This window comes from Candidatus Symbiopectobacterium sp. NZEC151 (genome assembly GCF_025962655.1).
Taxonomy (GTDB): Bacteria; Pseudomonadota; Gammaproteobacteria; order Enterobacterales; family Enterobacteriaceae; genus Symbiopectobacterium.
Genome location: NZ_JAGFPE010000005.1, coordinates 165,149 through 185,875, shown reverse-complemented (window position 1 = coordinate 185,875; position 20,727 = coordinate 165,149). Strand labels below are relative to the sequence as shown.

General features: G+C 51.5%; 12 protein-coding genes. 7 read left to right on the top strand and 5 right to left on the bottom strand.

What is annotated here, in order from left to right; genetic code table 11:
• Positions 1 to 52: 52 nt before the first annotated feature.
• Positions 53 to 2,350: a TonB-dependent siderophore receptor gene (locus J5067_RS16220; RefSeq protein WP_264651554.1), complete on the bottom strand. Its 2,298-nt coding sequence runs from the start codon at positions 2,348 to 2,350 to the stop codon at positions 53 to 55.
• Positions 2,351 to 2,732: 382 nt separating this feature from the next.
• On the opposite strand from J5067_RS16220, the gene J5067_RS16215 reads away from it, so the two are divergent.
• Positions 2,733 to 3,713, top strand: coding sequence for an AraC family transcriptional regulator (locus J5067_RS16215; protein WP_264651553.1), 981 nt, complete (start codon positions 2,733 to 2,735; stop codon positions 3,711 to 3,713).
• 98 nt (positions 3,714 to 3,811) lie between these two features.
• Positions 3,812 to 5,143 (top strand): MmgE/PrpD family protein, encoded by a 1,332-nt coding sequence (locus J5067_RS16210; RefSeq protein ID WP_264651552.1) that lies wholly within the window; start codon positions 3,812 to 3,814, stop codon positions 5,141 to 5,143.
• A 50-nt stretch (positions 5,144 to 5,193) separates the two neighbouring features.
• On the opposite strand, the gene J5067_RS16205 is transcribed toward J5067_RS16210, so the two are convergent.
• Complete coding sequence (locus J5067_RS16205; protein ID WP_264651551.1) at positions 5,194 to 6,360, bottom strand: dienelactone hydrolase family protein; 1,167 nt, start codon at positions 6,358 to 6,360, stop codon at positions 5,194 to 5,196.
• A 312-nt stretch (positions 6,361 to 6,672) separates the two neighbouring features.
• On the opposite strand from J5067_RS16205, the gene J5067_RS16200 reads away from it, so the two are divergent.
• From J5067_RS16200 to J5067_RS16180, 5 genes are all read left to right on the top strand, one after another.
• On the top strand, positions 6,673 to 8,334 hold the full coding sequence (locus J5067_RS16200; RefSeq protein WP_264651550.1) for a ShlB/FhaC/HecB family hemolysin secretion/activation protein: 1,662 nt from the start codon (positions 6,673 to 6,675) through the stop codon (positions 8,332 to 8,334).
• 58 nt (positions 8,335 to 8,392) lie between these two features.
• Positions 8,393 to 13,564: a DUF637 domain-containing protein gene (locus tag J5067_RS16195; RefSeq protein ID WP_264651549.1), complete on the top strand. Its 5,172-nt coding sequence runs from the start codon at positions 8,393 to 8,395 to the stop codon at positions 13,562 to 13,564.
• A complete protein-coding gene (locus tag J5067_RS16190) occupies positions 13,561 to 13,926 on the top strand; it encodes a hypothetical protein (RefSeq protein WP_264628120.1) in 366 nt (121 codons plus the stop codon). The genes J5067_RS16195 and J5067_RS16190 overlap by 4 nt, the downstream gene beginning before the upstream one ends.
• Before the next feature lie 247 nt (positions 13,927 to 14,173).
• Positions 14,174 to 14,677, top strand: a complete 504-nt coding sequence (locus J5067_RS16185; protein WP_264628119.1) for a contact-dependent growth inhibition system immunity protein — start codon at positions 14,174 to 14,176, stop codon at positions 14,675 to 14,677.
• A 223-nt stretch (positions 14,678 to 14,900) separates the two neighbouring features.
• A complete protein-coding gene (locus J5067_RS16180; RefSeq protein ID WP_264651548.1) occupies positions 14,901 to 15,923 on the top strand; it encodes a pentapeptide repeat-containing protein in 1,023 nt (340 codons plus the stop codon).
• A gap of 76 nt (positions 15,924 to 15,999) precedes the next feature.
• On the opposite strand, the gene J5067_RS16175 is transcribed toward J5067_RS16180, so the two are convergent.
• The 3 genes from J5067_RS16175 to aceF all read right to left on the bottom strand — a co-directional run bounded on the left by J5067_RS16175 (position 16,000) and on the right by aceF (position 20,718).
• Positions 16,000 to 16,989: a Gfo/Idh/MocA family protein gene (locus tag J5067_RS16175; protein WP_264651547.1), complete on the bottom strand. Its 990-nt coding sequence runs from the start codon at positions 16,987 to 16,989 to the stop codon at positions 16,000 to 16,002.
• A gap of 198 nt (positions 16,990 to 17,187) precedes the next feature.
• Positions 17,188 to 18,612 carry a dihydrolipoyl dehydrogenase gene (lpdA, locus tag J5067_RS16170; RefSeq protein WP_264651624.1) on the bottom strand — a complete coding sequence of 475 codons (1,425 nt, stop codon included), beginning with the start codon at positions 18,610 to 18,612 and terminating at the stop codon, positions 17,188 to 17,190.
• A 216-nt stretch (positions 18,613 to 18,828) separates the two neighbouring features.
• Positions 18,829 to 20,718, bottom strand: a complete 1,890-nt coding sequence (aceF, locus tag J5067_RS16165) for a pyruvate dehydrogenase complex dihydrolipoyllysine-residue acetyltransferase (RefSeq protein ID WP_264651546.1) — start codon at positions 20,716 to 20,718, stop codon at positions 18,829 to 18,831.
• Between the last annotated feature and the right edge of the window lie 9 nt (positions 20,719 to 20,727).

Here is a 20,727-nt window from a genome sequence, read left to right as displayed (position 1 = left end):
AAAAAACCCCCGGCGAGTTTCGCGCTCGCCGGGGGTTTGGTTTTTATATCGCTTAGAACGAAGTGTTGACGCTTACATAGAACGTACGACCCGGTTCGTTAAAGGTGGCTGCGCCTGCACCGTAGCTAGTGATTGAAGTCACTCCAGTGTTATCATCGGTACTGGTCAATGATTGAGCATTGCCTTTACGGAACTGACGTTTATCGAGCAGGTTATCCACCCCTCCGGTAATGCTCAGGTTTTTGTTCACTTTATAGGTTGAACTTAAACCAAACACCGCATACGGACTCACCTCGTTAGTATCATAGGCAGCCGTCAGTGGAATTGATGCCACTGGCGTACCCTGATAGTTGTATTTCTTCGGTTTCTGACGACCATACCAGGTCATTTTACCCAGGAAGGAAAGATCGTCGGTTGCCTGCCAACTAACAGAGGAGTTCAGCGTAAATTCTGGCGTAATCGACAGGTATTCTCCCGTCGTTTTGTTTTCAGAACGCAGCATCCAGGTGATGTTGTTATTCCAACTGATGGTTTCCGTAACAGGTACCGTCAAAGAACCTTCCAGCCCTTCCACTAACGCTTTAGGTACGTTTTCCCATTGGAAAATGTTGGCATTGGCATACCTCGCGGTGCTTCCTGTCGTGCTTCCGCCAACAGCGTTACCAATCTTGGTAACACCAGATTCAATCTTATTGCGATAATCGTTACGGAAATACGTCACACCCGCTTGATAGCCATTACGTTTAAATTCAAGGCCAATCTCTTTATTGACGCTAGTCTCTGCGCTGAGATCGTCACGCCCCATCAAGTAGCACGAGCCCGCACCATTACAACCATTACCACGGCTATACAGCAGGTAATTCGGGTTCAGTTGATAGAGGTTTGGTGCTTTATAAGCACGCGCGATACCCATTTTCAGGGTAAAGTCCTCGCCCAATTGCTGTGACAGATTCAGCGACGGGCTCCAGTTGGTACCCACAATGCTATGATGATCGAGACGTAGTGCTGGTGTCAGCATGGTGCTGTCGGTGACTTCGATATTGTCTTCGACAAATACGGAAGCAATACGGGCAGAGATATCATGGCTGCGGTTAGTATCCGCAATAGTACCGATGCTTCCGCCTTCATCTGTCGCTTGGTTATTGGAGGAAGGGTCCTGCATCTTCTGTTCAACCCATTCCAAGCCCACTGTCGCCGTTTGATTAAACAGCGCCTCAAACGGAATATTCATTTCGCTATGGGCAGTGTATGCATCTAACTTGATGGTGCTGTATGGCTTATTCGGCAACGGACGTCCCGCAGGACCACCCGAGGTAGGCTCATCAATACGCGTGTTCTGGGTTCTTTCATATTGCAGGTAAGACAGCGTGCTTATACCACTATCCCAATAACCACGATGGGTAACCGCATATTTCTGACGGTACATACGGTTAGTTTCCTGACCGTACAGCGACTGGGTATCTACTTTGCCGTTGTTGTTCTCGGTATCACCCGCATAGATATTACCCTGGCGGCTGGCACCCATTTCAAATTCCAGCGTCTGCTGTGGCATAAACTCCCAACGCAGCAAGCCGTTAATATCTTTGTTACGCACCCCTTCACGCCCGGCAGGAATAGCCGCTTTCGGTGATAGCTGATGGCCATTGTTGATATCCCAGGCATCGGCCTGCGTTTTGCTGTAGTTACCGTACAGACGCATGCTCAGGGTATCGGTCAGGCCGCCCATCAGGTTAAAATCGGTACGTTTGGTGGCCGCTTCTGATTTGTGCTCAGGGAAGCTCATATAGCTGTTCCACGCACCGTGCCACTCATCGGTAGGCTGTTTGGTGATAATATTCACCACGCCACCCGCAGCACCGTTGCCGTAGCGTGCCGCCGCCGGGCCACGCAGCACTTCGATGCGTTCCACCATATTGCTCGGCACCCAGTTGGTGTCACCGCGGGTATCGCGCTCACCGCGCCAGCCGTAACGCACTGACGAACGACTGGAAACCGGTTTGCCATCGATCAGAATCAAGGTGTTTTCCGGCCCCATGCCGCGAATGTCGATTTGGCGGTTGTTGCCGCGCGATCCGCTGGTGGAGTTACCGGTCAGGTTGACGCCCGGCATGGTACGGATGATCTCAGAGAGATCGTTCGCCGGCGGGCGGCGCTGGATATCTTCCTGGGTAATGACCGACACGCCCGGTGCCTGACGCGTTTGTTCCGCTGCCGTCACCACCATGGTATCGCCGCTGTTTTGTTCAACCTCAGTGGGGGTTGCCGCTTGCGCTGAGACCAGCAAAGACGCAGCGCCACAGCTGGCACCGATCAAGGTCGCCAGAGTGTGGCGGGAAAATCGTTTTTTCATCAGAGTCGCCCTGTAATGCTGTCATAAGTAAGAAAAATGCCCTCAGCCATGGCGAATGTGCACATGGGCGGCATCGGAAAATAGTTGTCGAAGTCGGAGAGAAAACCGGCGGGAGCGGCGGTTTATCGGGAAGGTGCGCAGTGCGTCATGGTCTTCTGTATGGCGTTACCCTCTCCGCTTGTCAGGCATGCGCCACTCTCATTGCAGTCATTCGACATCATAAAGACGAAAAATGCTACTGAGAAGTATTTGCATTACCAATTTGACGCCGACATTGTTACATTTGTGCTTCTGGAAAGGGTTTGCGCCAGACGCAAAGTCTTTTGCATAAGCGCCAATATGGATGGTAAAAAACCACGTTAACCATAGGTGATAGAGACTCGTGCATAGCAGCGTTCCATCCTCCAAGGCGATTTACAAAGATCATATCGTTCAGCAGTCCAGCCTGGTCTCTAACCAGTACCGCTTTGTCGGACCGCGCTTGATTGATGAAACACCGGTGTTGTACGGCAGCTTTAGCGTGATGCCGCTCAATCGCCACCTGATTTTGCACACCGCTGATGTGATCAATTTGCACAACATGAAAACGCAGGGTCAGTTGGAAGATGCGATCAAACTGGCTATCGTGGTCAATGGACAGGCACAGGTCAGCTATGACCACCAGCAATTGCATCTCAACAAGGCGCAGCCCGCCTCGCTGGTATCGCTGATGTCTCCGGTGCTGTTCACCCGCATCGGCAAGCGCGATGAGTACGAACGCACCCTGTCGCTCACCTTTAGCCGCGAGTGGCTGTACGGCAATCTTTTGGACTCCGTTGACGAGTGGCGCACGCTCTATGACTTCACCCAGACACATTTAGCGGTGCACCACTGGATGCCGTCACGTCAGGCGATGGCGATCGCCATGCAGATCCTCAATTCCGATCCCTGCTCCACGCCGTTGCAGCGTTTGCAATTGGAATCCCAATGCCTGAGCCTGATCGTTGAAGCCTTCAGCTCATTGCTGAGCACCGCGCAGGAAAAAAATGCGCGTGTACCCCTGCGTATCTACCATCGGGTGCAGGAAGTACGCGATATGCTGGAAAGCGGCGCGGCGGATCAACTGTCGATGGAAGAGATAGCGAAGCAGGTCAACATGAGTGAAAGCACCTTACAGCGCCATTTTCGTCAGGCGTTTAATATGAGCGTGTTTGAGTACCTGCGCCGCAATCGACTGCAACGCGCCATGGTCGCCATGCAAAAAGAGGGACTCGGTATCGCGCAGGCCGCCCATGTGGCGGGCTATAACAGCCCGGCCAATTTCTCCACGGCTTTTCGCCGCGCATTTGGCATCACTCCGGGGCAGCTTAAAGACCGTTTCTAAGTGTGATGCAATGCTAATGCAAAATTTGCGCTATACAGCGTACGGTGGTTTCAATTATACCTATAGGCATTCATGTATTTACTTGATTGCCTTTTCAAATGACCACATCGCACGATATCACCGCCACACTCGCTCATCACATCGTTAATACCCTACCGGATACTGCCGCGCTCGACGCCGCGCGCGACGGCGTGATGGATTTTGTTGCCACTGCCCTGCCCATTGCCCAAGGTGCCATTCACGACAGCAATCTGACGCCACTGCGTCAGGTGTTTTCCGCGCCGGACAGCCTGACGCGCAGTGTGATATTGGGCTATGTGGGGCACGCGCTCGACTTTGATGACTACCATCCCGCCTTTCGCGGCCATCCGAGCACGGTGATTCTACCTGCGTTATTTGCACTGAGCGCCGAAGATACCCGCTTACGCGAAGCGGATTTTCTTGCCGCCTATGTGATTGGCGTGGAAGTTGCCGGGCGCATCGGGCTCGCGGCTGGCGCACGTCACTACGGCCTCGGCTATCACAATACCGCGACACTCGGTGCGGTTGCCGCCGCGGCTGCCACTGCGCGCTTGCTCGGCGCTTCGGTGGCACAAACACAGAACATTCTCGGGCTGGCGGCAACGCAGGCTGCAGGGCTGCGTGCGCAGTTTGGATCGGCGGTAAAACCGCTGCACGCCGGGCTGGCGGCGCGCGCCGGGTTAACCGCCACTAAGCTGGCATTGGCGGGGTTTAGCGGAAACGCCACGCAGGTACTGGATGATTTTCTGTCATCACACGGTGACGGTCAGCAACACCCAGAGAAATTGCACGAAAACTGGGGTGCGCCCTGGCGTATTGTCACGCCCGGTCTGGAATTCAAAAGCTATCCCACCTGTGGCGGCACACACAGCGCGGGAGAAGCCGCGTTTGCACTACGCCAGCAATGGCTGGCGCAGCACGATGATATCCACTCGCTGATCGCCCGCGTTGAGAGCATTACCGTTGCGTTTCCCCCCGGTGGAGACGTTGCGCCGTTTATTCATACAGCCACCACCGGCATGGAGGGACGCTTCAGCCTGGAGTATGTGATTGCGGCGGGCCTGCTGGAAGGAGAACTGACGCTGGCGCGCTTTGCCGAAGGCCCGGTTGATAAGGTTATCGCGGCGCTGGCGGATAAAGTGCAACGTCAACCGGATGCCAGCGCACCGCCGGATGAGCTTAACCCTGACGCGCGCTTTCACCGTGTGACGCTGCACCTGACAGATGGCTCAAGCCTGACTGAGTGCGTCACACGTCAGCAAACCGTAGCGCGCAAAACAGACCTGAACGCCAAACTGCGACAAAACATCCACTCACTGCCGCAGCTCGACATTGCGCGGATTCAGGCAAGCTGCGCGCTGAATAAACCGGGCGATATCGCCTACCTGAATCAGCTGTTGCTCAGTTAACGGAGAAAGCGCTACCCATAGGCGCGGCGATGTACCCCGCGCCTATGACATTACGGTTTTGGCATTAAGTAACGATCCAGCCAGCTAAACACTTCCGCCTGCTGTTCCTGATAGAACACGTGCCCTAACTCAGGCCACATTTTGGTTTCCAGCTTGCTGTCGGCATTTTGTGATTTCCACACGCGGTGCATCTTATCGTAGGCCCCTTGCACCGCACTTTCTGGGAACAGCTTATCTTTGCCACCGTTAAAGAACAGCATAGGATTGGGTGCCGCTACGCTTGCCACATCGGGGAAATCAAACTGCGCAGGCAAACCGGGATGCAACATATAGAACGCAGACTGACCACGCAGCACGTTATTGCCCGGCGTCATTAGCCCGTCATAGGTGCCAATCCACGAAACGGCGGCCGTTGCCGCCACCTTGTCGGAAAGCGCCGCCAGTTGCCAGGCGCGGTAAGCCCCCATCGAGAACCCGACGACACCTACACGTTTGGCATCCACCTGCTTGAGCGAAGCGAGAAAATCGGTAGCGCGCATATCTTCATATGCCATCTCGCCCGCCAGCGATCGGCCCAGATTGAAGAAGTTGCTCGCCAGCGCCTGTTGCTGCTCATACTTCAGCGGGCCGCGATCTCCCCAGCCAATAGCGTCTACCGCCAACACCACATAGCCGCGTTTCGCCAACTCGTCACCGACAAAACGCCCAGTGAAAAATTTATCGGCCCACGCCTGCGCCGATGCCAGTTTCTCAGCGTTGCCCCATGGCTTGATCATCTTCTCTTTGCCGATATCAAACTTCGAGCCGTGATCGTGCAACAAGATGATCGCCGGATGCGGCCCCGGAGTTTTGGGCGTTAGCAGCAGCCCCGCCACCCGGCTTTGGTCGGTGATATTGAATGCCACCTTCTCAGCAATATAGCCATCCCGCTCTTCGCGTTCTAGGGTCGCAGGGGCAAAATCGCGGTGCGAATCCGGCGTCAGCAACATTGCCCGCAGTTTCTGGCGCGCCTCGATTTTCCAAGCAGCAAAATCCTTCTCATTGCCTGACAGCCAGGATCCCGGATAGGTAAGCTGCTGTTTGAGTTCGGGATAGAACACCGGCAACCCCTCTTCGGTTACCGCAGACGTTTGGTAAGTCATGTCGTTCGCCATCGCTGAAGCACTACAGAAACACGCCGCCATAAGCGCAGCGCAGAAGCGTACCGGAATGCGCATGATAAGAGCCCTTAAAATAAAACACCGTTTCTTTTTGAGAATTTATTGTAAGGCGCTGGGAAAAAAATAAATGTGCGCTCGCCACACTATGAGCAATCACCGCAAGCATCCCTTAGCAGGCGAATATGTTGTATTACGCGCACTGTTACGTGACATACAGCACATTCCAACACTAACAATAATAAATTTCATAATGATCATTATTTGCAATATTTTAAACCATAAATATACGATTCAATCCTATTTAAACCTGAAAATTTCGCCGCGCGTAGACTGAGAAAAATGTAATTCCATGTAAAGGGGAGATGCATTATGAGGTCTATATCACTGTTATTACTGTTTTTATCCACGCATGCTTATGGAACAACGCCTTCAGCCAGTGAAACATTCCCCACAGACCGAACAGAAGTGGAACAGCAGCAAAAAGCGCTGTTAGAACAGGCGGAACAGCAGCGTGAATCACTGCGGCAACAGCAGTCTCCCTCCGCCCCGCCAGAAGTACAGCCTGAACAAGACGAAGGTGTGTGCCGCAATGTCCGCCACATCGCTATAGAGGGAAGTACCGTTCTTTCCCTGCCTACCCAAAAAACCATCGTTGCGCCCTGGCAGCATCGCTGCCTGACGGTCTCTCACATGCGCCAACTGGTGCGCGCGATTTCTCAACGCTATCTGGAGCGCGGCTATGTCACCTCACAGGCGTGGTTACCGGAACAGGATGTCTCCACGGGCGTCTTGCGCATTGCCATAACAGAAGGCCGAATCGAGTCCATCACTCAGCAGGGAAAAACACCGCACTCACTTGCCATGGTCTTTCCCGGCAATCAGGGACGCCTTTTAAACCTGCGCGATCTCGAGCAAGGGTTAGAGCAGCTCAACCGACTGACATCCCAACCGGTGACGATCGATATCCAACCCGGTCATCAATCAGGCTACTCGCGGATACTGATTGTGAGTAAGCGCAAAGCGTTTCCCGCCAGCGTGAGTTTCAGTGCAGATAACAGCGGACAAAAAAATACCGGCGTTGCCCAGATGAGCAGCTCCGCCACGCTGGATAACCCGTTCCAGCTTGCCGAACGCTGGAATCTCTCAGCTACCCGCAATGCGACATTTCAGAGAGACAGGCGTAATCGTAGTCTTTCAGGCGGCGTCACATTACCTTATGGCTATTGGCTATTTAGCTATCAACACCACTGGAATGATTTTCATCAGCCCATTCCCGGTAGCCGCTGGCGCTATCAGGGGATGTCACAGTCACAGCGCTTTGGCATTAACCGCACGTTGTTTCGTGATGGTAACCAGAAACTATCATTCGATGTGGCGCTCACACGCCGACGCACAGAGAACCGCCTCGCCGACCGTGTGTTGACCAATAGCAGCACGACGGTAAACAGTATAGCTCTCAGTCCGCATTACAGCCGCCGGATAGGCAAGGGATTTTCCACCCTTAATCCCACCGTGAGCTGGGGGCTGCGCGGCTTGGGCGCCACAAAAGATCGACCGCATGCACCAGATGCCCCGCGCAGCCAGTTCCTTAAATACAGCATCAGCGCCAGCTATCTCTTTCCCCTCGCCCCTTCGCTCTATTACCTCACCAGCGCCTATGCCCAAACCTCGCAACACAATCTTCACACCAACGAGCAGATTGCAGTTGGCGGCCATTACTCGGTGCGCGGGTTTAAAGAGCAATCACTCAGCGGCGTGCAGGGGGCTTACTGGCGCAACGAGATCAACTGGCAACCGGGCATCTTCTCCGCACTGGGCGATATAACGCTGATTGCCGCGCTTGACGGTGGCTGGGTAAAAAAACAGCGTGGCCGCACCGAGGGTGGCAGCATCGTCGGTGCCGCATTAGGTCTGACGCTCAATGCACGACATTTCGCTCACAGCATCACGCTCGGAAAACCTCTCATCCACCCCGATACGCTGGCCCCCGATCGCTGGGCACTTTACTGGCAAACCACACTCGCTTTCTAGTTTCAACAGGTTACGTCAACCCGACACAACATGGACAACACTGAAAGGAGATAACACGATGAAGACACCTTCCCCCCCAATCAGCCGCGGTATCAGCTATCTGCTGATTTATATGACGGCGGTGTATCCGCTACACCCTGCCTTCGCGGCGGGTATCAAGTCCGCTAATGGCAACACCCACGTGCAGGCAGGCAACGTGCCAGTGGTGAATATTGCAACGCCCAACGCCGCCGGCATTTCCCACAATGTGTATCAGGATTTCAACGTCAATGCGTCCGGTGCCGTGCTCAATAACGCCACCGCTGCGGGAGCATCGCAACTGGCAGGCAAACTGAATGCAAACGCCAACCTCAAGGGCAACGCGGCTGAACTGATTATCAATGAAGTCACGGGCGGCAGCCGCTCTGAGCTGATGGGCAAACTGGAAGTATTTGGCAATAAAGCCCAACTGATGATTGCCAACCCCAACGGCATCACCTGCGACGGCTGCGGGTTTATCAATACCCCTAACGTCACGCTGACCACCGGCAAACCGCAGTTTGACAAGCAGGGCGCACTGGATGCGCTGGAGGTGCAAAAAGGCAGCGTCATCATCGGCGGCAAAGGGATGGACGTAAAGGCACAGGAGTACGTTGACATCATCAGCCGTGCCACGGAACTGAACGGCAAGATAACCGCACAGAATCTGGCGCTGACACAGGGGGCTAACCGCATCAGCTACCGTGATGGCTCAGTCAAAAACCTTGCCGGGCAAGGCACCCGTCCGACACTGGCAGTAGACACCAAAGCGCTGGGCGGCATGTATGCCAATAAAATCCGGCTGGTCGCCAGTGAAAGTGGCGTGGGCGTTAATCTGGCCAACGTCGTTACTGCACAAAACGACCTCACCATGACGGTGGATGGCAAAGTCTCTCTTGGCAACATCAATGCCAAAACCGACCTCAATATCAGCAGCAAAGCGATTGAGGTTAACAACAGCAGCATCAACGCGGGTCGCGATATTACGCTTGCCACCCACACACTGAAAAACACCGGGAAAATCGTGGCTGGCAAGGATATGCGCCTGTTTGCGGATACCGTGACCAACCGGGGAGGTAACGCGCTCATTCAGGCCAATGATAATTTGTGGATACAAAAAGACGCCGCCGGCGCGCTGAGTACGTTAGTGGATAATATTTCAGGCACCATTAAGACCAATAAGGGTGATGTGATTATTCGCTCTGCCGCTTTATATAACAGGCCTGAGAATATGGATTTTCATACCGAAGAGGTTTCTGGCGAGAATAAAAAGGCGTTACTTGCCAGGGTTAGTGAGGAAAATCTTCCCATCCGAAAAGAAATAGGAATCATTGCTTTTTTCCCACCTCAGCTTGGGATCACTCCAGCGGTCATAAAAGGTGAAATCAAAACCCCGATAAAAATAGAACCGAACAAAACCACAATAACAAAATCCACGATAAAATCGCACACACCTCATGCCGTAATAAGTAGTGGGAAAAATTCCTACCTCAGAGCTAAGCGGTTCGAAAATTATCAAAGTAACATTGAGGCTAAACAGAATCTTATTTTAACCGGGGATGTTTTTTATAACCAAAGATGGTCTAATAACAGAAAAATATCAACAGCCTTATCATCCCCCCCCGACAAAGAAGAGATTGAAAGAATATGGATATATGATGAAACCTATTCAGGAAAAATCATTGCAGGAAAAAACCTGGCACTCGACTTTAAGGATTCAATAGCATTTGGTTGGAATTACAAAAGTGAAGATCCTAAATTCCTCAATATGGTATCAAAAGAACCCATTGATGTTGCCACGGCAGAAAACATTATAATAAAAAGCAAGAAAACCACTCTCCAAGAGCGTATCAAAGCAAATAAAAATCTCTCAATCATCACCGACGATAGCATCAAATTATACCAGGGAACTCTTCATGCAGGTAACAACCTGGCAATAACATCTGGAAATGCAATTACAATAAGGGACGGTCATCTAAAAGGTAAAAACATTAGCTTACTGGCCCGCACCGGCGATATGTTAATTTATAATGACATATATCGTTTTTATGGTTCAGATAAAAAACTGCAATTCTCAGAAATTTCAGCACAAGAAAAACTGGATATTTTTGCAGGAAAAATGATTTATTTGAATGGTGCTGTCTTAGAAAAAAACGGACAAATTTCACTCACTGCCGGTACCGATATTAAAATGGTCAAGCATGAGACGCCACTGACATTCCCCTTGCTGGGCGTAAAACTACCGATTGATGATACACAGATAAAAAAGATCGGCCTGTGGGAAAGCGCTGGCGATATCACCCTTTCAGCGGGCCGATACGTACTTCTGTTTGGGATGTCGTTAACCAGCGATAAAGCCATCACCATCGGTGCAGGTCAAAACATCCGAATCATCCCTCGCCCTTTCGAGCATCGCGATGATGACACATTTAAATTCCAACGCCGCCCGGAAATGCGTCCGGAGTTAACGGCAAAAGAGAATATTACACTTACGGCAGGGAAGGAAATCACTCTGCGAGGTGCCACCGTGAATGCAGCCAACCAGACAACGGTAGTTGCAGGGCGTAATATCGAGATAGATGCCGTTCCCTACTCGGCCATTCCCAATCCTACACAGAACCCTAGAGACGAACGTCACTGGGGGGCAGATATTCAAGGGGTAAAAGGATTAACATTGGCGGCAAACGGTACACTGAGGGTGCAAGGGAGTAAACTGCACTCTGCCGGTGATGTTACATTGTCCAGCAATGGCAATATGCGTTTCGAGTCCGTTCGCAACACCTATATTAATGACAGCACGGAAAATCATACTCAGCAAAGCACTGAATTAAGCAGCGGTGAAAACCTCAAAGTAATATCCAATGGCAGCATCTTATTTCAGGCGACCAAATTAGTGGCCAAGGGCACGATGGATATCGCCGCAAAAGGCGGGATTCTCTATGCTCAGGCCATGGAAGAGTTTAATAAATGGGAAGAGGAGGAGAAAAAGTGTAAAGGGAGAGTTAGTGTTTTTGGGGGGTGTCTTTTCGGAAAAAAAACCATCACCCATCACAGAGCCAGTTCAAGTAATAAAGTCACCGAATTCACTGCCGGGGGCGATATCACCCTGATGGCGCGTGATGATATCACGCTGGAAGCCGCCAAAATCAATACCGCCAAGAATGCCAGACTCACCAGCCAGAAAGGGAAAATCAATTACAAAGCGGTGAAAGATACCCGTTTTGAGCAAACCATCACCAATACCCGAAGCGTCTATATCACCCATGAAGACGAAGGCTTTATTGAAGGAAAATGGGTACTGCCCAGCATCTACACCGGGGGTAAGCTCACGGTTACTGCGGCAAAAGGCATCAATGCCGATGTCAAAGCCAAAGCGGGTCAATCCCTTGAGCAGGCCATCGATATTCTGGGCAACTCGCCGGGCTACGAATGGCTAAAACCGCTTAAAAGCAAAGAGAACGTAAACTGGAATCGGGTCAAAGACACCTACACCAGTTGGTACGATGAAGTGTCAAATCTCAACCCGGTCTTTGGTGCCATCATTGCCGTTGCCGCTGCGGTGGTAACGTATGGTTCCTCGTTAGCCACGACAGTAGGGGGTATGGCGGCCAGCAGCGCAGGCAGTGCAGCAGCCAGTGCTGGTGCCTCTGCCTCCGCCGCCGCCATGGCATCCGCTACCGCCGGTGCCGCCGCACAAGCGGGCCTGGCGACCATCGCCTCACAGGCCGCCGTTGCGTTGGCCCAGAACAAAGGAGACCTTCCCGCCACCTTTAAAACGCTGGCTAACAGCGACTCGGTAAAATCACTCGCCACCAGCATGATTATTGGCGGTGCCCTGGGTGGACTCGACAAAGCCATGGGGTGGACCGCAGCCGTGAAAGGGGGCACCACGCCCGTCACCAGTAAGCTGCTTATCACGGATAATGCCACCTGGAACAGCGTTGCCCAACGCGTTGCGGCACACTCCGTCGTCAGCTCTGCGCTGGGCACCGCCATTCAGGGCGGCAGTTTTGCTGACAACCTCAAACTCGCTCTGTTAAGCAGTGTTGGCAGTCAGCTCCACGCGGAAGGCGCATTCCTGATTGGCAATAACGGCCAGATCCTTGGCATACCGGGAAGTAAAGCGGTGAGCCATGCGGTAATGGCCGCCGTCGCTGCCGAGATCGGAGGAGGAGATGCTAAGGGAGCGGCGGCGGGCGCGCTGGCAGCGGAACTGGCGGGGGTGATCATCAATGACAACCTTGCCAAAACAGAAAACTGGCAAGAGCAACAGGCACAAATCAGCCGACTTTCTGGTGCATTAGCCGGTGCCATTGCCACAGGCAAGGCTTCGGGTGTGTATAGCGGAGCCAATACCGGTGAAATTGTCGAACGCTTCAACCGGCAGCTGCATCAGGATGAGCTAGAAGCCATTGCTGCGCTGGCAAAAGGGAATAAAGAGAAAGAAGCCCGGTTGATGGCCGCGTCCTGCCGGAAATTGCATTGCAGCAGTCAGGAGTCTTTGAACTCGGAGGAACGCAAACACTATGAAGCACTGATGGCAGAATATCCCTCGACCCGGGAAGAAGACGCGCAGCTGGCTAATTACTGGATACAAAAAGAGCGCACCCGGGTAGGAAATTACCCCGCTTTCGCCGGATATGAGTCGCTACAACTCTTCACCTATACTGCGGGGGATAGGTTATCCGACAGCGAGACGTTTGCCCATAATCAGTGGGTAGAAAATTTCGCCACGATGACAAAGCTTCCCAAGAATGTTATAGAAGGCTTTGGGATTGCCATGGCTGCGGTCGGTGGCAGAGGTAAGGTTAAGACCCGCATTGGGAGCCCAAATCCTTCTACTAAAAAGGTGACGCAGCCAGCCGTTGATGGTAATACGCCGGGTAAGAAAGTTCCCTATATACCTAATGCAGGCGCTGTTGGTAATATCGGGGAGTTCTTTAAGCAGCCGGGTTTTGGTAGTCAAGTAAAAGAGTTAGCCAGTAAGACCAGTAAGCAATTTCAAGGACAGAGTGTTTACAAAGCAGAAAATTCAATTGGTGATTTCATTAAAAAAGGCGACCAATTTTATTTAGATGCCAGACATAGAAACCACATTGAAGTTTTTGATATGACAGGAAAAGAAGTAAGAGCGGTGCTTAACCTAGATGGGTCATATAATGATGCAAAAACCAAGGCTGCCAGAGCTGAAGGACGGAGATTACCAAAATGATTGATATCATTCTGCTAGATCAATTTAAAGATATTTATTTAGAAGTGTTAAAACAAAACATTGGAAAAGAGTTTGATAAAGATAGCCTTTATTTATCAGAAAATGACTCAATCGTTAAAAGCATTGAAGATGATGTAGCAAAGCTTAACTTAACTATCAAATTATTTTTTAAAGCAAAAGAAAATAATGATGAATTAGCAATGCAAGCAGCATTGTTACGTATATCAACATTTTTATCTGGAATCTATGGGGTTCTTTATCAAACAAGAGAAGATATTGATCTTTTTTCAAGAATTCCCAATATAGAAAATTTCCCTGAAGATTATAAAATACCAGACCATTACAATTACCCGATTAAGTAATAATGATGAAGATCCCGACCATCGAGTCGGGATTTTTTTCTCCATAACTATTACACTCATGTAAAATCAAACCATCTGGAATGGTGAGTAAATTTCAGACACGCAACAAATTAACAAATATTTCTAAACGTGAGGTGGTCATCGCGATCCCGAAAACGACATAACCCAAGCAGTGGGAACAAACCAACAAGGCCATAGTCTATGGTTCTGAGAAAAATGTGAAAGTTAAAATCACGGTGGTGAAAGAATGAATCAGGCACAAGAGCAGGGGCTTAATGCTGGCGCGCTATTTAATAACGATTTCTATTGCATTGAAACATATTCAGGTTATGGATTATTACGAGATGACCCTGAAACCAAAAGTCATCTCCTTATGCCAGAATGCAGTAATGAAGTGCTCGGAATTACCCTACTGACTGCATTATCAGCCAGCAGGGTTGTCGACCCTGATGATCATCATTTCTTCGATCGTGATAACGCAAGTATTTCATTCGACCAATGGGTGGGGGAGATGATGAATACTTATAGTTACAAAACAAAGAGGGCCCTGTTTAAAAACATGCTTCGGTGTGGCATTTGCCAACTCAATGGCATGCTCACCATAAGACCTTCCGTACATGACAGGCTCGATGGCTGGTCTGGAAATGGCATTGCGGAATCCGATTACGTTATCATTCCTGATAATAGCACTCATGAAGAAATCGGAGCCGCATTGCGCCTGGCCTTTTCACGCTGTAAAAACAAGATGTAATAACGGGTTATTCTGAGTATCAAGGGTATATGTGGCTTTCTTTAGCCACATATACCCATCATGCTTCACGTTGCAGGCAGCCAACTGCACGCAGAAGACACAACGACGGGCATACTGGCAATAGAATTGATGAGGTAACCATCCCAGCCCCTCCTTTCACCCTATGGCATTAAAAAAGGAATTCGTCATTATAAATCCTTTCACTGTATTTAGGGATCGAAAGATGAGCATCGCAAGCATGTCAGAAATAGTATCCTGTGTTACCGGTGTAGGCACTGATTCGGCCAAAGACAAAGCCATCGCTCCCCGCACACTATTAGAATACATTATGAATTTCTTTAGTTTTGGCGGTCTACGTGACACCAATGAAAGAAAGCACGATGCATTTATTCAGGCATTAACAAGCACCCTTGTCGCCGAGAGAGAAATACCCGAAATAATGACGGTCAACCATTCGGGATACACCATCACCTTCACCTCTCCTGGAAAAAACAACGAAGGCGCGCAGATAAATGTTCAGGTTGAGAAGAACGGTAAAAAGGCGCAGGGGAAAATTCAATCGTCCATCTATAAAAACGTATGTAAGTCTCTGGTATTTCGCGCCCAACATCACCTACCTCTTCCCTCATCCCCGTTGACCAATGAAGGAAAAATTGATTTACGCAATGTTAATTTAGCCACAACCTCATTAGCTAACAACAATCTCACTAACATGGATTTGAGCGGTGCGCAACTGGCAAAAACTGACTTATCCGGCGCAAATCTGACGGGATCATTGTTAGTAGGCACAAATCTGTACAAGGCTAACTTATCGGGTGCCAACTTGGCTGGAGCCTCTTTTTCCCGGGCGAACTTGTCCAAAACGGATATGGATAAGGCAACGCTCGGTGCAACCGACTTCACAGAAGCAAACCTTCAAGATGCAAAATTAGTGGCGGTGACCGGCTTTGATACCAATTTCTCACATGCCAAAGCACACAATATCATCCTGAATAGGGCTGATTTAGAGCGCGCCAATTTTTCTAACGCCAATCTGAGCAGAGCAAGTGTGGTCGACGCGAAACTCCCCAATGCCAATTTCCGATACGCAAATCTAACGAGAGCAAGATTAGACAAATCAGACCTGAAGAATGCCAGCCTGACAAACACCAAAATGTCACATACGAGTTTAAAAGATGCGATATTGACGGGCACTTTGCTTGAGCAAAACAAACAAGCGCCCATATTTACTCGTACTCCGACTTAAGCTGTCAAATAAAACGTATTTGCTAATAGAGAGACCAAGGTCGTGATTGCCCAACGCACACACGACCTTGTTTAAATCACTGTTTATCCTCCCCCGGAAACACAACCCCCCACTGCCGCCGCAATTCATCCATCTGCGCCATAATCGCCTGGCTCTCATCGAGCGGCATCAGCTCACATTCGGTTTTTCCTGCGCGCAAACATGCCATCACAGCGGCGGCCTGGTAGTTATAGCCATTGCCTTCAAGCGGGGAGGTTACCGTTATAGGTGCTTCGCCGATCACCGCCAGCGTGGCGGAGGTCGCTTTGGAGAATTCGGGAATAACGATGGTCCCTTTATTGCCGATAATCCGCGCTTCTTTTTGCGTTGGGGTGTTGATCGAGCAGGACAACACCGCCACTTGTCCATCCGGGTAGAGCAGCGTCATGGCCGAAAGGTCATCCACACCGGTTTCGTACAGGCTGGCAACGCCGGTGATCGTGGACGGAACCTGCTGGAAGACCCAGGATGCAAACGAAATAGGGTAAACCCCGACATCCATTAATGCGCCGCCGCCGCGATGCAAGCCCACTTTGCGATCCTCGGCGGGCCCTTCACGGCGAAAACCGAAATCGGCGCTGACCATACGCACCGGGCCGATAGTATCGGCATCAAGCCATTCACGGACTTGTCTATAAACCGGGAAGAAGCGCGTCCACATGCCTTCCATCAGAAAAAGATTTTTTTCACGCGCGACGCGGATAACCTCTGCGGTTTCATGACGATTCAGGGTAAACGGCTTTTCGCACAGCACTGATTTACCGTGATTCAGACATAACAAGATATTGTCTTTATGGGCGCTGTTGGGGGTGGCAATGTAGACCACGTCGACATCGGGATCGCTCACCAACGCCTCATAGCTGCCGTAGTATTTCTGCGCGGGAAAATGCTCGCCAAACTGTTCGGCATGTTGCAAAGAACGAGAACCTACGGCATAAAGCTCCGCATCGCTTAACTGGCCCAGCCCTTGTGCGAAGCTTTTCGCAATAGTGCCGGTGCCCATGATTGCCCATTTGATGGTTGCCATCTCTTTTCCTCTATCAACCTGCTCTATTTTTAAAATGCCGGTTTTTAAAATGCCAGTTTTTAAAATACCGTTTTGATTTTCGATGTATAGCAGGAAAAGTAAAAAGTGTTAGCGTGCTAGCTTTTGTCGGGGATAAAACAGAGATAAAAAAAATCCGGCGTCTGAGCGCCGGATTTTCATGCCTGCAAACCTGAAAACTTATTTTTTCTTCGCTTTCGGGTTCGGCAGGTCGGTGATGCTGCCTTCGAACACTTCAGCCGCCAGGCCAACAGATTCGTGCAGCGTCGGGTGGGCGTGAATGGTCAGCGCGATGTCTTCCGCATCACAGCCCATTTCGATCGCCAGACCGATTTCACCCAGCAGCTCGCCGCCGTTGGTACCGACAATCGCGCCACCAATAACACGGTGCGTTTCTTTGTCGAAAATCAGTTTGGTCATGCCGTCTGCGCAGTCAGACGCGATAGCACGGCCAGACGCCGCCCACGGGAAAGTAGCCGTTTCGAAACTGATACCTTTCTCTTTCGCTTCTTTCTCTGTCAGGCCAACCCATGCCACTTCCGGCTCGGTGTAGGCAATGGACGGGATCACTTTCGGATCGAAGTAGTGTTTTTTGCCCGCGATAACTTCAGCGGCTACGTGACCTTCATGCACGCCTTTGTGCGCCAGCATCGGCTGACCGACGATGTCGCCGATAGCGTAGATGTGCGGCACGTTGGTGCGCAATTGTTTGTCAACGTGGATAAAGCCGCGCTCGTCAACTTCCACGCCCGCTTTGCCGGCATCGAGGTTTTTACCGTTCGGTACACGGCCGATAGCCACCAGCACCGCGTCATAACGTTGCGGTTCAGCAGGGGCTTTCTTGCCTTCCATCGAGACGTAGATACCGTCTTCTTTGGCTTCTACCGCCGTCACCTTGGTTTCTAGCATCAGGTTGAATTTCTTGCTGATGCGCTTGGTGAAGACTTTAACGATGTCTTTATCCGCAGCCGGGATCACCTGATCGAACATTTCAACCACGTCGATCTGAGAACCCAGCGAATGGTACACGGTGCCCATTTCCAGGCCGATAATACCGCCGCCCATCACCAGCAGACGTCCCGGAACGCTTTTCAGTTCCAGCGCATCAGTGGAATCCCACACGCGCGGGTCATCATGAGGAATAAACGGCAGTTGAATCGGACGAGAACCGGCGGCGATGATCGCGTTATCAAAGTTGATCACGGTTTTGCCTTCGGCACCGTCAACTTCCAGCGTATTGGCACCGGTAAAATTACCCAGACCGTTGACCACTTTCACTTTACGGCCTTTCGCCATACCGGCCAGACCGCCCGTCAACTGGGTGATAACCTTCTCTTTCCACAGACGGATTTTGTCGATGTCGGTTTGCGGTTCGCCAAACACGATACCGTGCTCCGCCAGCGCTTTGGCTTCTTCGATAACTTTTGCTACGTGCAGCAACGCTTTAGAAGGGATACAGCCCACGTTCAGACACACACCACCCAGCGTGGAGTAGCGCTCTACCAGTACGGTTTCCAGCCCCAGGTCCGCGCAGCGGAACGCCGCAGAGTAACCCGCAGGGCCAGCACCCAGTACCACTACCTGAGCTTTAATTTCTGTACTCATCATGACCTCTTAATTGATTTCCGGCGGGTCTGTGACGTCATTATTATTGAGTCTTAACGCCCTCTTCCACCGGGACGTGTCTTTTGCCACTGTAGTTTACAAAATGGTTAACAATTTTGAAACAACAAGCGACTCACGATTTGTCCTTAATCACTGACAGCTGTAGCAAATAACAGCTTATCAGAAAAAAGCCGACCGTAAGGCCGGCTTTTTCGATTACATCACCAGGCGGCGGATGTCAGACAAGGTGTTGTTGATGATGGTGATAAAGCGAGCACCATCAGCACCGTCAATGACACGGTGGTCGAAGGACAGAGAGATCGGCATCATCAGACGCGGCGTAAACTCTTTACCATTCCAGACCGGTTCCATCGCAGACTTGGACACACCCAGGATAGCCACTTCCGGCGCGTTGACGATCGGCGCGAAGTGCGTGGTGCCGAGGCCACCGATGCTGGAGATAGTGAAGCAGCCACCCTGCATTTCGCCCGCAGTCAGCTTACCGTCACGTGCTTTCTTGGAGATAGCCATCAGTTCGCGAGACAGCTCGATGATGCCTTTCTTGTTCACGTCTTTAAACACCGGAACCACCAGACCATTCGGCGTATCAACGGCAACACCGATGTTGATGTATTTCTTCAGCGTCAGACGTTGAGCATCTTCAGACAGCGAGCTGTTGAAACGCGGCATCTGCTCAAGCGCAGTGGCAACGGCTTTCATGATGAACACCACAGGGGTGATCTTCACGTCCAGTTTACGTTTTTCTGCTTCCACGTTCTGCTGTTTACGGAACGCTTCCAGATCGGTGATATCGGTTTTGTCGAAGTGCGTAACGTGCGGGATAACCACCCAGTTACGGCTCAGGTTGGCACCCGAGATCTTCTGGATGCGGCCCAGTTCAACTTCTTCCACTTCACCGAACTTGCTGAAGTCCACTTTCGGCCACGGCAGCAGACCCGGCAGAGAACCGCCGGTTGCAGCGCCCGCAGCAGGTGCAGATTCAGCGCGTTTAACCGCGTCTTTCACGTAAGCCTGGATATCTTCGCGCAGGATACGGCCTTTACGACCGCTGCCTTTCACTTTCGCCAGGTTTACACCGAACTCACGCGCCAAGCGGCGGATAACCGGCGTTGCGTGAACGTAAGCATCGTTTTCAGTAAATTCGCCTTTGGCATCTGCCTTGGCAGCAGCCGGTGCCGGTGCTGCGGCTTTCGCCGGTTGCGCTGCCGGTGCGGCTTCTTGTTTGGCGGCCGGAGCAGCAGGCGCAGCGCCTTCTACTTCAAACACCATGATCAGCGAACCGGTTTTCACTTTATCGCCGGTGCTGACTTTGATCTCTTTCACGGTGCCCGCGAACGGTGCCGGAACTTCCATAGAGGCTTTGTCGCCTTCTACGGTGATCAGCGATTGCTCAGCGGCAATTTTGTCGCCGACTTTCACCATCACTTCAGTGACTTCAACTTCGTCGCCGCCGATATCCGGTACGTTCACTTCTTTCGGACCAGACGCCGCAGCGGCAGGCGCAGCCGCCGGAGCCGCTTGCTGGGCCGGAGCCGCCGCGCCAGCAGCGCCTGCGACTTCAAACACCATGATCAGCGAGCCGGTTTTCACTTTGTCGCCGGTGTTGATTTTGATCTCTTTCACCACACCAGCGAACGGTGCCGGGACTTCCATGGAAGCCTTGTCACCTTCTACCGTGATCAGTGACTGCTCAGCGCTTACGCTGTAGCCCACTTTCACCATGATTTCGGTAACTTCAACTTCATCGCCGCCGATATCCGGCACGGCCACTTCTTTCGCCGCGCTGGCTGCTGCCGCAGGGGCAGGCGCAGCGGCTTTGGTTTCCGCCGGAGCCGGTGCCGCTGCCGCCGCACCCTCTGCTTCGAAGACCATGATCAGTTTGCCCGTCGCCACTTTGTCGCCGACAGCCACTTTAATCTCTTTCACCACGCCAGCCTGAGGAGAAGGCACTTCCATGGAGGCTTTGTCGCCTTCCACGGTGATCAGCGACTGTTCAGCTTCTACTTTGTCGCCCACCTTCACCATCACCTCGGTGACTTCAACTTCATCTGCACCGATATCCGGTACGTTGATTTCGATAGCCATTACTCTTTC

Excerpts from the sequence above, each read along its gene's own strand:
- J5067_RS16220 (WP_264651554.1), bottom strand. The coding sequence starts at position 2,350 with ATGAAAAAACGATTTTCCCGCCACACTCTGGCGACCTTGATCGGTGCC.
- J5067_RS16180 (WP_264651548.1), top strand. The coding sequence starts at position 14,901 with ATGAGCATCGCAAGCATGTCAGAAATAGTATCCTGTGTTACCGGTGTA.
- J5067_RS16185 (WP_264628119.1), top strand. The coding sequence starts at position 14,174 with ATGAATCAGGCACAAGAGCAGGGGCTTAATGCTGGCGCGCTATTTAAT.
- aceF (WP_264651546.1), bottom strand. The coding sequence starts at position 20,718 with ATGGCTATCGAAATCAACGTACCGGATATCGGTGCAGATGAAGTTGAA.
- lpdA (WP_264651624.1), bottom strand. The coding sequence starts at position 18,612 with ATGAGTACAGAAATTAAAGCTCAGGTAGTGGTACTGGGTGCTGGCCCT.
- J5067_RS16190 (WP_264628120.1), top strand. The coding sequence starts at position 13,561 with ATGATTGATATCATTCTGCTAGATCAATTTAAAGATATTTATTTAGAA.
- J5067_RS16205 (WP_264651551.1), bottom strand. The coding sequence starts at position 6,360 with ATGCGCATTCCGGTACGCTTCTGCGCTGCGCTTATGGCGGCGTGTTTC.
- J5067_RS16210 (WP_264651552.1), top strand. The coding sequence starts at position 3,812 with ATGACCACATCGCACGATATCACCGCCACACTCGCTCATCACATCGTT.
- J5067_RS16195 (WP_264651549.1), top strand. The coding sequence starts at position 8,393 with ATGAAGACACCTTCCCCCCCAATCAGCCGCGGTATCAGCTATCTGCTG.
- J5067_RS16200 (WP_264651550.1), top strand. The coding sequence starts at position 6,673 with ATGAGGTCTATATCACTGTTATTACTGTTTTTATCCACGCATGCTTAT.
- J5067_RS16175 (WP_264651547.1), bottom strand. The coding sequence starts at position 16,989 with ATGGCAACCATCAAATGGGCAATCATGGGCACCGGCACTATTGCGAAA.